General features: G+C 62.8%; 13 protein-coding genes. 7 read left to right on the plus strand and 6 right to left on the minus strand.

The genetic code is table 11. The features are described from left to right. Nucleotides 1-278: 278 nt before the first annotated feature. Nucleotides 279-608, minus strand: coding sequence for a thioredoxin TrxA (gene trxA / locus DMX11_RS04165; protein WP_054894093.1), 330 nt, complete (start codon nt 606-608; stop codon nt 279-281). Between the two features lie 244 nt (nt 609-852). Here trxA and ppx point away from each other — a divergent pair, with 244 nt between their 5' ends. Beyond that, on the plus strand, nt 853-2,355 hold the full coding sequence (ppx, locus tag DMX11_RS04170; protein WP_110743597.1) for an exopolyphosphatase: 1,503 nt from the start codon (nt 853-855) through the stop codon (nt 2,353-2,355). On the opposite strand, the gene ppk1 is transcribed toward ppx, so the two are convergent. Next, nucleotides 2,342-4,597 carry a polyphosphate kinase 1 gene (gene ppk1 / locus DMX11_RS04175; RefSeq protein WP_110743356.1) on the minus strand — a complete coding sequence of 752 codons (2,256 nt, stop codon included), beginning with the start codon at nt 4,595-4,597 and terminating at the stop codon, nt 2,342-2,344. The two genes, ppx and ppk1, sit on opposite strands and share 14 nt — an antisense overlap. A 213-nt stretch (nt 4,598-4,810) precedes the next feature. Between ppk1 and DMX11_RS04180 the strand changes: the two genes are divergently transcribed. Both DMX11_RS04180 and elbB read left to right on the plus strand, forming a co-directional pair. Next, complete coding sequence (locus tag DMX11_RS04180; RefSeq protein ID WP_110743598.1) at nt 4,811-5,413, plus strand: DedA family protein; 603 nt, start codon at nt 4,811-4,813, stop codon at nt 5,411-5,413. A gap of 262 nt (nt 5,414-5,675) precedes the next feature. Beyond that, complete coding sequence (gene elbB / locus DMX11_RS04185; RefSeq protein ID WP_110743357.1) at nt 5,676-6,344, plus strand: isoprenoid biosynthesis glyoxalase ElbB; 669 nt, start codon at nt 5,676-5,678, stop codon at nt 6,342-6,344. A gap of 27 nt (nt 6,345-6,371) precedes the next feature. Here elbB and DMX11_RS04190 read toward each other — a convergent pair whose 3' ends face one another. After that, on the minus strand, nt 6,372-6,824 hold the full coding sequence (locus tag DMX11_RS04190) for a YaiI/YqxD family protein (RefSeq protein ID WP_110743358.1): 453 nt from the start codon (nt 6,822-6,824) through the stop codon (nt 6,372-6,374). A 170-nt stretch (nt 6,825-6,994) separates the two neighbouring features. Here DMX11_RS04190 and DMX11_RS04195 point away from each other — a divergent pair, with 170 nt between their 5' ends. Next, the gene (locus DMX11_RS04195) at nt 6,995-9,844 is read left to right on the plus strand and encodes a class I adenylate cyclase (protein WP_110743359.1); all 2,850 of its coding nucleotides are present in this window, start codon (nt 6,995-6,997) and stop codon (nt 9,842-9,844) included. 71 nt (nt 9,845-9,915) lie between these two features. Here DMX11_RS04195 and rnk read toward each other — a convergent pair whose 3' ends face one another. The 3 genes from rnk to cyaY form a co-directional block, all read right to left on the minus strand. After that, nucleotides 9,916-10,326, minus strand: a complete 411-nt coding sequence (rnk, locus tag DMX11_RS04200) for a nucleoside diphosphate kinase regulator (protein ID WP_110743360.1) — start codon at nt 10,324-10,326, stop codon at nt 9,916-9,918. A 146-nt stretch (nt 10,327-10,472) separates the two neighbouring features. Then, nucleotides 10,473-10,697 (minus strand): DUF1289 domain-containing protein, encoded by a 225-nt coding sequence (locus DMX11_RS04205; protein WP_110743361.1) that lies wholly within the window; start codon nt 10,695-10,697, stop codon nt 10,473-10,475. 1 nt (nt 10,698) lies between these two features. After that, nucleotides 10,699-11,031: an iron donor protein CyaY gene (gene cyaY, locus DMX11_RS04210; protein WP_110743362.1), complete on the minus strand. Its 333-nt coding sequence runs from the start codon at nt 11,029-11,031 to the stop codon at nt 10,699-10,701. Nucleotides 11,032-11,270: 239 nt separating this feature from the next. On the opposite strand from cyaY, the gene DMX11_RS04220 reads away from it, so the two are divergent. The 3 genes from DMX11_RS04220 to dapF are packed head-to-tail and all read left to right on the plus strand — an operon-like array spanning nt 11,271 to nt 13,576. Next, on the plus strand, nt 11,271-11,483 hold the full coding sequence (locus DMX11_RS04220) for a lipoprotein (RefSeq protein ID WP_110743363.1): 213 nt from the start codon (nt 11,271-11,273) through the stop codon (nt 11,481-11,483). A 10-nt stretch (nt 11,484-11,493) separates the two neighbouring features. Next, the gene (lysA, locus tag DMX11_RS04225; protein WP_110743364.1) at nt 11,494-12,741 is read left to right on the plus strand and encodes a diaminopimelate decarboxylase; all 1,248 of its coding nucleotides are present in this window, start codon (nt 11,494-11,496) and stop codon (nt 12,739-12,741) included. 4 nt (nt 12,742-12,745) lie between these two features. Beyond that, nucleotides 12,746-13,576, plus strand: a complete 831-nt coding sequence (dapF, locus tag DMX11_RS04230) for a diaminopimelate epimerase (protein ID WP_110743365.1) — start codon at nt 12,746-12,748, stop codon at nt 13,574-13,576. Nucleotides 13,577-13,582 lie beyond the last annotated feature (6 nt).

Here is a 13,582-nt window from a genome sequence, read left to right on the forward strand (position 1 = left end):
ATTAGGGATGCTTCGGCGACGGCGTGTAGAGGGCACTGGAGAAGCAGTGCGAGGCCGAATGTAACACTTGCTTTTTTCGACGTCTAGTGGTTTTGCCCTGCCATTTTCAGCGACAGCACACTCTGCGACAGAAGTAGCCTGGTGCTGCGAAGAGGCCATCAGCCGCAGCGACCATGCCGGCATAGCCGGCTCTTTCGCAGCAGAACGCTGCTTGTACAGGGGGGCTTGGCAGCCTTTCAGAGGCAAAAAAAAGCCCCGCGTTCGCGGGGCTCTTCACATCACAGGTGGGCGTCGAGGAACGCGGCCAGCTGCGATTTCGACAGCGCGCCAACCTTGGTCGCTTCGACGTTGCCGTTCTTGAACAGCATCAGCGTCGGGATGCCACGCACGCCGTGCTTGGCCGGGGTTTCCTGGTTGTCGTCGATGTTCAGCTTGGCGACGGTCAGCTTGCCCTCGTAAGTGGAGGCGATGTCGTCCAGAACCGGAGCGATCATCTTGCACGGACCGCACCATTCAGCCCAGTAGTCGACCAGCACCGGGCCTTGAGCCTGCAGGACTTCGGCGTCGAAGGTGGCGTCGGTGACGTGTTTGATCAGATCGCTGCTCATGGATATCTCCAGGGTCGTAAGCAAAAAAACGTGGCCCATGATAGCCGCACCCACGCTCGACAGGAAGCCGCGGACGATTGAGTGTAACTATAGTTGTGCAAGAGGCCGCGAATCGAAACTGTCATACAAGTGTCATAGCATCGAATGGCACATTGCCTTGCATCAAGGCCTGGCGTCTCACGCGTTGGCGACAGCCTGCTATCGTGGCACGATTGCCGGGTTAACGACCGAGAACAACCAGATCATGCCGCATACCATCGCGAAGAACCTGTCCCTGATCGCCGCCATCGACCTTGGCTCCAACAGTTTCCACATGGTCGTGGCCAAGGCCCACCATACCGAAATCCGCATCCTTGAGCGGCTCGGCGAGAAGGTTCAGCTTGCCGCCGGCATCGACGAAGATCGCAAGCTCAGTGAAGATGCGATGGAACGAGGCCTGGATTGCCTCAAGCGCTTTTCCCAACTGATCAACGGCATGCCGGCTGGCTCCGTGCGCATCGTCGGTACCAACGCCCTGCGCGAAGCGCGCAACCGCAACGAATTCATCCAGCGCGCCGAGGCTATCCTCGGCCACCCGGTCGAGGTCATTTCTGGCCGTGAAGAGGCGCGCCTGATCTACCTGGGTGTATCTCACACCCTGGCTGACACCCCTGGTAAGCGCTTGGTCGCCGACATCGGTGGCGGCAGTACCGAGTTCATCATTGGCCAGCGCTTCGAGCCACTGTTGCGCGAAAGCCTGCAGATGGGTTGCGTCAGCTTCACCCAGCGCTACTTCCGCGACGGCAAGATTACCCCGGCCCGCTATGCCCAGGCCTACACCGCCGCGCGCCTGGAGCTGATGAGCATCGAGAACGCCCTGCATCGCCTGACCTGGGATGAGGCCATCGGCTCGTCCGGGACCATTCGCGCGATCGGCGCCGCGATCAAGGCGGGCGGCCTGGGCAACGGCGAGGTCAATGCCGAAGGCCTCGCCTGGGTCAAGCGCAAGATGTTCAAGCTGGGCGAGGTCGACAAGATCGACTTTGACGGCGTCAAACCAGATCGTCGCGCCATATTCCCGGCCGGCATGGCGATTCTCGAAGCAATCTTCGACGCCCTGGAACTGCAGCGCATGGACCACTGCGACGGCGCATTGCGCGAGGGCGTGCTGTTCGACCTGCTCGGCCGCCACCATCACGAGGACGTGCGCGAGCGCACCCTCAACTCACTGATGGAGCGTTACCATGTCGACCAGGGCCAGGCCGCCCGCGTCGAACGCAAGGCCCTGCACGCCTTCGACCAGGTCGCCGAAGCATGGCAGCTGAAAGACGGAAATTGGCGCGATCTGCTGGGCTGGGCAGCGAAAGTGCACGAAATAGGGTTGGATATCGCCCACTATCACTATCACAAGCACGGCGCCTACCTGATCGAACACTCCGATCTTTCGGGCTTCTCCCGCGAGGACCAGCAGATGATGGCCTTGCTGGTACGCGGTCACCGTCGCAACATCCCGAAAGACAAGATCGCCGAGCTGGGTGAGGAAGGGGTAAAACTGCTGCGCCTGTGCGTGCTGCTGCGCTTCGCCATCCTGTTCCACCACATTCGTGGCAACCAGCAAATGCCGAAAGTACAACTCAAGGCCGCCGACGACAGCCTCGATGTGGCCTTCCCGGAAGGCTGGCTGGAACAGAACCAGCTGACCCAGGCCGACTTCGCCAACGAGGCGGAGTGGCTGGCCCGGGTCGGCTTCGTCCTCAGCGTACGTTGAGGACCGGGTTGCTCAGGCGCTCCAGCAGGGTCGCCTGGGCACTGCGCGGGTTCTGGTTGCCGGTCGGTGCGCTGCGCACGTAACGCCCGTCTGGCTGCAAGGTCCAGGCGTGGGTGTTGTCGGTCAGGTAGCCTTCCAGTTCCTTTTTCACCCGCAGCAACAACTTCTTGCCCTCGACCGGGAAGCAGGTCTCGACACGCTTGTCGAGGTTACGCTCCATCCAGTCGGCGCTGGACAGGTAGATCTGCTCTTCGCCGCCATTGAGGAAGTAGAACACCCGGGTGTGCTCAAGGAAGCGGCCAATGATCGAGCGCACCTGGATATTGTGCGAAACCCCCGGTATGCCAGGGCGCAGGCAGCACATGCCGCGTACCACCAGGTCGATCTTCACGCCCGACTGGCTGGCCTTGTACAGCGCCTTGATGACCTTGGCGTCGGTCAGCGAGTTGAACTTGGCGATGATGTGCGCCGGCTTGCCCTCAAGGGCGAACTGGGTTTCCCGCGCAATCATGTCGAGCATGCCCTTTTTCAGGGTGAACGGCGCGTGCAGCAGCTTCTTCATGCGCAGGGTCTTGCCCATGCCGATCAGCTGGCTGAACAGCTTGCCGACGTCTTCGGTGAGGGCATCGTCAGAGGTCAGCAGGCTGTAGTCGGTATAAAGACGGGCGTTGCCGGCGTGATAGTTGCCGGTGCCCAGGTGCGCATAACGCACGATCTCGCCCTGCTCGCGGCGCAGAATCAGCATCATTTTGGCGTGGGTCTTGAAGCCAACGACGCCGTAGATCACAACGGCACCGGCCGCTTGCAGGCGGCTGGCCATCTGCAGGTTGGACTCTTCGTCGAAGCGCGCACGCAGCTCGATCACCGCCGTGACCTCCTTGCCGTTACGCGCAGCATCCACCAGCGCATCGACGATTTCCGAGTTGGCCCCGGAGCGGTAGAGGGTCTGGCGCACGGCAAGCACGTGCGGGTCCTTGGCGGCCTGGCGCAGCAGATCGATGACCGGGGTGAAAGATTCGAACGGGTGCATCAGCAGGATGTCCTGCTTGCCGATCACGCTGAAGATGTTGTCGGCGTTCTGCAGCAGCTTGGGGATCGCCGGGGTGAACGGCGTGTACTGCAGCTCGGGGTGGCTGTCCAGACCGGTGATGCTGAACAGGCGGGTAAGGTTGACCGGGCCATTGACCTGGTACAGCTCGCTTTCGCTGAGGCTGAACTGCTTGAGCAGGTAGTCCGAAAGGTGTTTCGGGCAGGTATCGGCCACTTCCAGCCGCACGGCGTCGCCGTAGCGGCGTGAGAACAGCTCGCCGCGCAGGGCGCGTGCCAGGTCGTCGACCTCTTCGGAGTCCAGCGCCAGGTCGGCGTTACGGGTCAGGCGGAACTGGTAGCAGCCCTTTACCTTCATGCCCTGGAACAGGTCATCGGCGTGCGCGTGGATCATCGACGACAGGAAGACGTAGTTGGCCCCCGGGCCACCCACCTCTTCCGGGACCCGGATCACCCGCGGCAACAGGCGCGGGGCAGGAATGATCGCAAGGCCCGAATCACGACCGAAGGCGTCGACACCCTCTAGCTCGACAATGAAGTTCAGGCTCTTGTTTACCAGCAACGGGAACGGGTGGGTCGGGTCGAGGCCGATCGGGGTAATGATCGGGGCAATTTCGTCGCGGAAGTAGCGGCGTACCCAGGTCTTGAGCTTGGGCGTCCAGTAACGGCGGCGGATGAAGCGGATATGGTGTTTTTCCAGCTCCGGCAACAGCACGTCGTTGAGGATGGCGTACTGACGTTCCACCTCGTAGTGCACCAGCTCGCTGATGCGCGCCAGCGCCTGGTGCGGCTGCAGGCCGTCTGCGCCGGCCTGTTCGCGGGCGAAGTTGATCTGCTTCTTGAGGCCGGCAACGCGGATCTCGAAGAACTCGTCCAGGTTGCTGGAGAAGATCAGCAGGAACTTGAGGCGTTCAAGCAGCGGGTAGTTCTCGTCCAGTGCCTGCTCCAGCACGCGGATGTTGAACTGCAGCTGCGAAAGTTCGCGATGAATGTACAGGCTGCTGTCGTCCAGGCCAGGCACGGCGATTGCCGGGGCCGGAGCAGGTGCCGGGGCCGCAGGCTCGGCCACCTGCTCCGCTGCTGGCTCCGCTTCTGGCTCGGTTGCCGGTGGCAGATCTGGCGGAGTCTGCACCATCTCTTCGGGGAGCTCGTGAGCATCCTTGATCGCGACAGGGGATAGCACTTCATTATTCATCTGGCGTTCCTGAGGACGTTAATGCCCTATCATCAATTGAGCGGCAAGATAAGCGCCCATTATGACGCCTGTGTTACACAGCAGGGCAAGCCATGACGCGTGGCGTCTGGCATTGTCGTTGTAGGAATTGTTCACGTCGAGACACATTTGGACACTTTCACGAACGCGCGCGAAGGGGTAGGCTGCGCGTTCATTTCGCCAGCACCTCAGAAAATGCTTCAACAATTCCTGCAGGATTTCGGCTACTTTGCCCTTTTTCTAGGCACCTTCTTCGAAGGCGAGACCATCCTGGTGCTTGCGGGATTCCTTGCGTTCCGCGGTTACATGGACATCAACCTGGTGTGCTTGGTGGCATTTTTCGGCAGCTACGCGGGCGACCAGTTGTGGTACTTCATGGGCCGCCGCCACGGGCGCAGGATCCTGGCACGCAAACCGCGCTGGCAGGCCATGGGTGACCGGGCGCTGGGTCACATCCGCCGCCATCCCGATATCTGGGTGCTGAGTTTTCGCTTCGTCTATGGCTTGCGCACAGTCATGCCCGTGGCGATCGGCCTGTCAGGCTATCCGCCCCGCCGCTACCTGCTACTGAACGGCATTGGCGCGGCCATCTGGGCCATTGCCCTGGGTGCTGCCGCCTACCACTTCGGCGCCATCCTCGAAGGCCTGCTGGGCAACGTGAAACGCTACGAGCTATGGGTGCTCGGTGGCCTGCTGGCGCTGGGCGGCCTGCTGTGGCTGCGTCGGCGCTTCCGCGCCCTGCGCGCGGAGCGCAAGGCGGCAGGCCAGGCACTAGAGGAGCCGCGCGACCACCAGTAGCACGGTGCCTGTCTTGCGTTTTGAGGTGGTGCGCACACCGAGCGCCGCCCGCGCCTAGTTTCTTTCGGGCCAATTGTTCCTGTGGTGTTTTCGGGCGACCGCTTTGAAGCATGGCTTGCTATCGTTTCATGCGAACAAAGGCTGTAGCGCGCCTGTCACAAGCATGACGGGCCCGAATCAACCGTAGGAGCGAGCGCCAGCTCGCGATGCGCCGCGCGGCGGCGCTCGATCTCACAGGCGCTACACAACTGGAGCTTTAAACATGACAAAAAAAGTAGCGGTGATTCTTTCCGGCTGTGGCGTGTATGACGGCGCCGAAATCCACGAAAGCGTGATCACCCTGCTGCGCCTCGACCAGCGTGGGGCGCAGGTGCAGTGCTTTGCGCCGGACATTGCGCAGATGCATGTAATCAACCACCTGACCGGCGAGGAGATGGCCGAGTCACGCAATGTATTGGTGGAATCTGCACGCATTGCTCGCGGCGAGGTCAAGGACGTCCGCGAGGCCAAGGTCGAGGAATTCGATGCGCTGATCGTGCCGGGCGGCTTCGGTGCCGCGAAGAACTTGTCCAACTTTGCCGTGGAAGGCGCCAACTGCAGCGTCAACCCGGATGTGCTGCAGTTGGCCGAGGCGTTTGCCGCTGCGTGCAAGCCGGTTGGCCTGATCTGCATCTCGCCGGCGCTGGCGGCGAAAATCTACGGGCCGGGCGTGGTCTGCACCATCGGTAGCGATGCCGACACTGCGGCGGCGGTAGAAAAGATGGGCGGCACCCATGAAGTGTGCGATGTGCACGATATTGTCGAAGATACCCAGCGCAAGCTGGTGACTACGCCGGCGTACATGGAGGCGAAGTCGATCAGTGAGGCGGCTGGCGGTATTTACAAGCTGGTTGACCGGGTGCTGGAACTGACGCACGCCGACGACCAGTAATACTGGGGGCTGCAACGCAGCCCCGCATCAGGCCTTGGAGAGCCGCGCTACGATCCGGTCCAGCGCATTGGCAAACGCCTGCTTGTCGCGCTCCCCATAAGACGCCTGCCCTCCCCCCACCTGGCCCTGCTCGCGCAACTCAGTGAACAGATTGCGCGCTGCCAGCCGGTCACCCATGTTGCGCTCATCGAACTCGCGCCCGCGCGGGTCCAACGCCGCTACGCCCTTTTTCACCAGGCGGTCAGCCAGGGGCACGTCACTGCAGATCACCAGCTCGCCCGGCACGGCGTGCTCGACCAGGTAATCGTCGGCCGCATCCATGCCACTGGGCACCACGATCAATCGCACGATCGCGAACGCTGGCTTGGCCACCGCCTGGCCGGCCACCATCACCACCTCGAACTTGCGCTTGAGGGCGAACTTGACGATCAGATCCTTGGCTGCCTTGGGGCAGGCATCGGCATCGATCCATACACGCATCGGACAATCTCTTCATCAACCTAATGCGCACATCATGCCTCAAGCGCAGCCAAAGCTGGAGCCATCTCGCAGGCGCTGGAAAAATGGCGTCAATATTTGATTTAGCGCTTATCCGGCCTGACCACTCAGGCTAAACTCGCGGCAGCCCCGCTGGCCTGCCCGAGTGCGCAATGAACCACCCTCACGAAATCCGCCCAGACCTGGAGGAAGGCATCGACCGCAAGGTCCTGGCGACGTTGCGCGCACGCTTCCTGCAGCTGAACCAGCGCCGCCTGCAGCGGGCAATGGAAGGTCTGTCGACACGCCAGCAACAGGTATTGACCTTGCTGCCGCTGCTGTTCCATGTGAACCACCCGCTATTGCCGGGCTACGTTTCGGGCAGCACCCCCGCAGGGGTCTCGGGTTACGAGCCAGGCGCCGAGCTGGTAGCAGAGGCCCAGCGCATGGCCCGCTCGTTTACCTACAAACCCCGCCATGGCAATCCGCAAAGCCCGATTCACGGCCTGTTCCTGATGGGCAGCCTGGGCTCGCTGGCCCAGGCTGAGCACAGCGACATGGACTTGTGGGTATGCCATGCGCCTGGCCTTACCGGACAGCTGCTGGATGAACTGCGCCAGAAGTGCCAGTTGCTGGAGACGTGGGCGGCCAGCCTGGGTGCGGAGGCTCATTTTTTCTTGATCGATACGCAAGGCTTTGCCCAAGGCCAGCGCGATGGCCAGCTCGGCTCCGATGATTGTGGCACCACCCAGCACTATCTGCTGCTGGACGAGTTCTACCGCACTACCCTGTGGCTGGCCGGCCGCACACCGTTGTGGTGGCTGGTGCCAGTCTACGAAGAACACAATTACCACGCCTACACGCAGACCCTGTTGTCCAAGCGCTTCATCCGCAGCCAACACGCGCTCGACCTCGGCAACCTGGCGCACATCCCGCCCGGCGAATTCGTCGGTGCTGGCCTGTGGCAACTGTTCAAAGGCATCGATTCACCCTACAAGTCACTGCTCAAGCTGCTGCTGACCGAGGCCTATGCCAGCGAACACCCGGCCATACGCTGCCTGAGCCTGGACTACAAGCAGGCGGTGTTCGTCAACCAGCTCGACCTCGACGAGCTGGACCCGTATGTCATGGTCTACCGGCGCATCGAACGCTACCTGCTGCAACGCGGCGAGCCCGCACGGCTGGAGCTGGTACGGCGCAGCCTGTACCTGAAGGTGAACAAGAAACTCAGCGATCAGGGCCGCAGCAATGGCTGGCAACGCCGCCTGCTGCAGCGCCTGGCCGACGAGTGGGGTTGGGACGAACGGCAGCTGGCCCTGCTCGACAGCCGTAGCCAATGGAAAGTGCAGCAGGTCGCCGTCGAACGCCGCGAGCTGGTGGCCGAGCTGAACCATAGCTACCGCTTCCTGAGCCAGTTTGCTCGTACCCGCGACGCCATCAGCCGCGCCGATCAACGCGACCTCAATGTACTGGGTCGACGCCTGTATGCGGCTTTCGAACGCCGCGCCGGCAAGGTCGAGGTGATCAACCCAGGCATCGCACCGGACCTCGCCGAAAGCACCCTGACGCTGGTTCAGGCACCCAACCGCAAGGAGCCGGGCAGCTACCACTGGGAGCTCTACAGCGGCAATCTGAGCACCCATGAGGTGGAGCACTTCAGCCCGATAAAGCGCTGCCGCGAGCTGCTCGAGCTGCTGGCCTGGGCCCACCGCAACGGGGTCATCGACAGCAGCACGCGCCTGGCGCTGCACCCGGGTGCCAGCGACCTCGGCGAGTTCGAACTCTTCAACCTGCTGAGCTGCCTGCAGCAAAGCATCCCCCTGCCCTTGCCAACCGTCAGCGAAGTGCGCCTGCTACAGCCCAGTGTTGCCGACGAGGTGCTGCTGCTGGTCAACGTCGCCATCGACCCGCTGCGTCATCACCGCGACCTGAACATCCTGATGACCACCGAGCGCACCGACTCGCTGAGCTACGCAGGCGTACGCGAGAACCTGGTGCTGACCCTGGACCAGGTGACCCTCAATAGCTGGAACGAGGTGCTGGTCCAGCGCTATGACGGCGAGCATGCATTGCTACGCTGCCTGCGTGACTTCCTCAACAGCCCGGTGCTGCGTGGCCACAGGCCACGGGTGCGGGTGCGCTGCTTCTGCCGCAGCCGCGCTCAGGCCATCAGCCAACGCGTGGAGGAAATTTTCGATACGGTGCAGTTGCTGCTGGACCAGGGCGTGAATCACCGCTACCTGCTACAGGTGGCCCAGCACACCCATGTGCTGGAGCTGTTGGCCGGGAATGTACGCCTGGCCACCTTGGCCGAACACGAGTCGCTGGTGGCCCATCTGGGCGAAGAGCGTAGCGCCTACAGCCCGCTGTATCTGGATCACAACGCCCTGCTCGACCACGACCTGCGCCTGGTGCTGGAACAAGGCCGCCCGGCTTGTATCCAGGTGTTCTACCGTCTGCTAGATGGTTGGGCCGAGTTGTATGTGCTGGATGAATACAATGCCCTGTGGCAGCAACGCCTGCCCCTGCATGACGAAGCTCACCTGCTGCTGCCGCTGCAGCGGTTCCTGCGTTCGGTGGTGATGCGCCGCGATGCCAGACTGCCGCTGGAGACTCAGCGCGCAGCCTCACTGGACATCCACTACGCGCAATTGTTGCCTTCCGGCGCAGGCAGGGCGCGTAGCATCGAACCGCGCTTGGCCCCGGTCGAAGGCAGCGACCAGCCTTACTATGAGGTGCAAGCCATCATCCAGGCGGGTGTGGAGGGTGCGACGCATGTGACGCTGTACTGCGATCAGCAAGAGTTTTCCGAGCTGGAGCATGGTGACCAGCTGTATGCAGTGGTGGCCCGGCAGATCATCGGACAGCGCAGGGGTGGCGGGCGCTACCGCTGCTACATCACCGACCTGGATTTGTCTGAATTGCTGGATGACCGGGTGGGGGCGACGCAGGTCTACCTGAGCTACAAGCGGGTGCTGGAGCAGGCGCTGAATGAGGGGTTGGAGCAGGTGCAGAGTGAGTGACCGAGGGCTGCTGTGCAGCCCTTGTAGGGCTGGCTTGCCGGCGATGGGCCGCACCGCGGCCCCACTGAATATTACAGGTCGAAATCACCCGCGGCTTCCGGCTGATATTCCACCTCCAGCAGCTTCAGCTTGAGGGTCTTGCCGCCCGGCGCCGGCCAGTCGATCTGTTCTCCCACCGACAGCCCGAGCAAGGCACAACCAATCGGCGCCAGAATGGAGACCTTGCCTTCCGGCCCGGCATCTTTCGGGTAGACCAGGGTCAGGTGATAGTCCTTGCCGCTGGCTTCCTCGCGGCAGTGCACGCGGGAGTTCATGGTCACCACGCCCGCTGGCACTTCCTCGTGACCGACCACCTCCGCGGCGCGGTCCAGCTCGTCCTGCAGGGCGAGCACACCCGGCGTACTCTCGTCGAGGCTGTCGATCAGACGCTCCAGACGCTGTACGTCCAATCGGGTGAGGGTGAGGGCAGGCTTGGTGCTCATGATCCAGTCAGACTCCTTTGAACAGGCAGTTTTCAATGTGCAGATAAAGCAAAACCCCGCCCAAGGGCGGGGTTTGAGAAGGCTTTGGCGTCACCGACGCAGAACCCGACACTACCACAGCCGGGCAAATACTCAAGCCCCTGCGTTCAGTGTGCCTTAGCCTGCTCGCGCAAAGCCTGGGCCTCGCGGCAGATCTGCCGGCGCCGTTCATCATCGGCCGAGCGCCATTCACGGATGTGCTCGACATGTCGATGGCAACCGGTACACACCCGGTGTTCATCCAGCCGGCAGACACTGATGCACGGTGACGGCACCGCAGGGCTGACATTACTGTAAAGCGGCTTGGGCGGCCGAGCCTGGACGCTGCTCATGTCAGATCTCGTCGAAGTCCAGCTTCTCGCCGGCCCGCTCCCAGACGATGCGCTCAAGCATTTCGCCCAGCAGCTCCTCGCTCTTCTCGCACACCCACTTGCCGGTGTCTTCGTCGTAATCGAAGTGGAAACCACCGGAGCGGTCGGCCAGCCACAGCTGACGCAGCGGCTCCTGGCGGCTGAAGATCAACTGGGCGCCGCCCTCGAACTTGACGGTGAGGACGCCGCCGGAGTTCTCCATGTCCAGGTCCAGGCCGCTCTCGTCGAACAGGTCTTCCAGGGCCTGTTGGGTAGCGTCGACCAGATCATGGAAACGCGCTTCACTCAAACTCATTGCAGGAACCTCGAAATTGGCTGCGTTACAGGCAAGCCGGGCAAGATACGGGCGCTTGCCGCCGAATGCAAAAGTTTAGCCGTTGCCTTCACTGGCCTCTTTGCAGGCAAGCCCGCTTGCACCGGGGCTTTTCCAGGCGATAAGGATAGCCCGCCCGGCGGACCGGCCCTTGCATAGGCAAGCCGCCGGTCGCTCGGTATACTCGGGCGCAATACTGCATTTTTCTAAGGATTTCACCCATGAAGCGCCTGATTTCCTCCTTCGCGGCGCTGGTCGCTGTTGCCTGCCTCGTTTCGGCCTGCGGCCAGAAGGGCCCGCTGTATCTGCCTGAAGACGGCGATAACGGCAAGGCACACAAGTCGCACCAGCACCAGCCGAAAGCCAAGCCGGCCCCGGTACAAGAGCAGCAGCCAGAGCCGGAGTCCGAGCTCGAGCAGTCGCCAGCGCAGTAAAGGAAACCAGATGAACGCTTTCAACTACCGCGACGGCGAGCTGTTCGCGGAAGGCGTGGCCCTGTCGGCCCTGGCCGAACGTTACGGCACGCCAACCTACGTGTATTCGCGCGCCCACATCGAGGCCCAGTACCGCAGCTACACCGACGCCCTGCAAGGCGCCGAGCACCTGGTGTGCTTCGCCGTCAAGGCCAACTCCAACCTCGGCGTGCTGAACGTGCTGGCACGCCTGGGCGCAGGTTTCGATATTGTCTCTGGCGGCGAGCTGGAGCGCGTGCTGGCTGCAGGCGGCCGTGCCGACCGCGTGGTGTTCTCCGGCGTGGGTAAAACCCGCGAAGACATGCGCCGCGCCCTGGAAGTGGGTGTGCACTGCTTCAACGTCGAGTCCACCGACGAACTGGAGCGCCTGCAAGTGGTGGCCGCCGAAATGGGCAAGGTCGCCCCAGTGTCGCTGCGGGTCAACCCGGACGTCGACGCCGGCACCCACCCGTACATCTCCACCGGCCTCAAAGAGAACAAGTTCGGCATCGCCATTGCCGACGCCGAAGCCATCTACGTGCGCGCCGCTCAACTGCCGAACCTGGAAGTGGTCGGGGTCGACTGCCACATCGGCTCGCAGCTGACCACCGTCGAGCCATTCCTCGACGCCCTGGACCGCCTGCTGGTGCTGGTCGACCGCCTGGCTGAGTGCGGCATCCACCTGCGCCACCTGGACCTGGGTGGTGGTGTGGGCGTGCGCTACCGCGATGAACAGCCGCCGCTGGTAGCCGACTACATCAAGGCCATCCGCGAGCGCGTGGGCCACCGCGACCTGGCCCTGGTGTTCGAACCGGGCCGCTACATCGTGGCCAACGCCGGCGTCCTGCTGACCCGGGTGGAATACCTCAAGCACACCGAACACAAGGACTTCGCCATCATCGATGCGGCAATGAACGACCTGATCCGCCCGGCCCTGTACCAGGCCTGGATGGGTATCAGCGCGGTCAAGCCACGTGCAGGTGAAGGCCGTGCCTATGACCTGGTCGGCCCGATCTGCGAGACCGGCGACTTCCTCGGCAAAGACCGTGTACTCAACCTGGCCGAAGGTGATCTGCTGGCCGTGGAGTCGGCGGGCGCCTATGGTTTTGTCATGAGCTCCAACTACAACACCCGTGGCCGTTGCGCTGAAATCCTGGTCGACGGCGACCAGGCGTTCGAAGTACGCCGCCGCGAGACCATCGCCGAACTGTATGCTGGCGAAAGCCTGCTGCCGGAGTAAGCCCATGCTGCTGCGTTTTACCAAGATGCATGGGCTGGGCAACGACTTCATGGTCCTCGACCTGGTCAGCCAGCACGCGCACATCCAGCCCAAGCACGCCAAGCAATGGGGTGACCGCCACACCGGCATCGGCTTCGACCAGTTGCTGATCGTGGAGGCGCCGAACAATCCGGAAGTGGACTTCCGCTACCGCATTTTCAATGCCGACGGCTCCGAAGTGGAGCAGTGTGGCAACGGCGCGCGCTGCTTCGCCCGCTTCGTACTGGACAAGCGCCTGACCGCGAAAAAGCGCATCCGCGTGGAAACCAAGAGCGGCATCATCGTGCTGGACGTGCAGAACGACGGCCAGGTGAGTGTCGACATGGGCCCGCCACGCTTCATCCCTGCCGAAATCCCCTTCGTAGCCGACGCGCAGGCGCAGCACTACCCACTGGAAGTCGACGGCCATGTGCATTCGATTGCCGCCGTGTCCATGGGCAACCCGCATGCGGTGCTGCGTGTCGACGACGTGCATACTGCCCCCGTGCATGAGCTGGGCCCGAAGATCGAGCACCACCCACGCTTCCCGCAGCGGGTGAATGCCGGTTTCCTTCAGGTCATCGATCGCCACCGCGCCAACCTGCGCGTATGGGAGCGCGGCGCTGGCGAAACCCAGGCCTGCGGCACCGGCGCCTGCGCCGCGGCCGTGGCCGCGATCAGCCAGGGCTGGATGGACTCCCCGGTGTCGCTGGACCTGCCGGGTGGCCGCCTGCACATCGAGTGGGCGGGTCCCGGCAAGCCCGTGGTGATGACTGGCCCGGCCGTACGCGTCTACGAAGGACAGGTTCGTCTCTAAGCGAGT

Origin of the sequence: Pseudomonas sp. LB-090624, assembly GCF_003205205.1 — a bacterium.
Lineage (GTDB): Bacteria > Pseudomonadota > Gammaproteobacteria > Pseudomonadales > Pseudomonadaceae > Aquipseudomonas.

Excerpts from the sequence above, each read along its gene's own strand:
- ppk1 (WP_110743356.1), bottom strand. The coding sequence starts at position 4,597 with ATGAATAATGAAGTGCTATCCCCTGTCGCGATCAAGGATGCTCACGAG.
- DMX11_RS04205 (WP_110743361.1), bottom strand. The coding sequence starts at position 10,697 with ATGAGCAGCGTCCAGGCTCGGCCGCCCAAGCCGCTTTACAGTAATGTC.
- DMX11_RS04180 (WP_110743598.1), top strand. The coding sequence starts at position 4,811 with ATGCTTCAACAATTCCTGCAGGATTTCGGCTACTTTGCCCTTTTTCTA.
- DMX11_RS04195 (WP_110743359.1), top strand. The coding sequence starts at position 6,995 with ATGAACCACCCTCACGAAATCCGCCCAGACCTGGAGGAAGGCATCGAC.
- lysA (WP_110743364.1), top strand. The coding sequence starts at position 11,494 with ATGAACGCTTTCAACTACCGCGACGGCGAGCTGTTCGCGGAAGGCGTG.
- elbB (WP_110743357.1), top strand. The coding sequence starts at position 5,676 with ATGACAAAAAAAGTAGCGGTGATTCTTTCCGGCTGTGGCGTGTATGAC.
- trxA (WP_054894093.1), bottom strand. The coding sequence starts at position 608 with ATGAGCAGCGATCTGATCAAACACGTCACCGACGCCACCTTCGACGCC.
- DMX11_RS04220 (WP_110743363.1), top strand. The coding sequence starts at position 11,271 with ATGAAGCGCCTGATTTCCTCCTTCGCGGCGCTGGTCGCTGTTGCCTGC.
- cyaY (WP_110743362.1), bottom strand. The coding sequence starts at position 11,031 with ATGAGTTTGAGTGAAGCGCGTTTCCATGATCTGGTCGACGCTACCCAA.
- ppx (WP_110743597.1), top strand. The coding sequence starts at position 853 with ATGCCGCATACCATCGCGAAGAACCTGTCCCTGATCGCCGCCATCGAC.
- dapF (WP_110743365.1), top strand. The coding sequence starts at position 12,746 with ATGCTGCTGCGTTTTACCAAGATGCATGGGCTGGGCAACGACTTCATG.
- rnk (WP_110743360.1), bottom strand. The coding sequence starts at position 10,326 with ATGAGCACCAAGCCTGCCCTCACCCTCACCCGATTGGACGTACAGCGT.
- DMX11_RS04190 (WP_110743358.1), bottom strand. The coding sequence starts at position 6,824 with ATGCGTGTATGGATCGATGCCGATGCCTGCCCCAAGGCAGCCAAGGAT.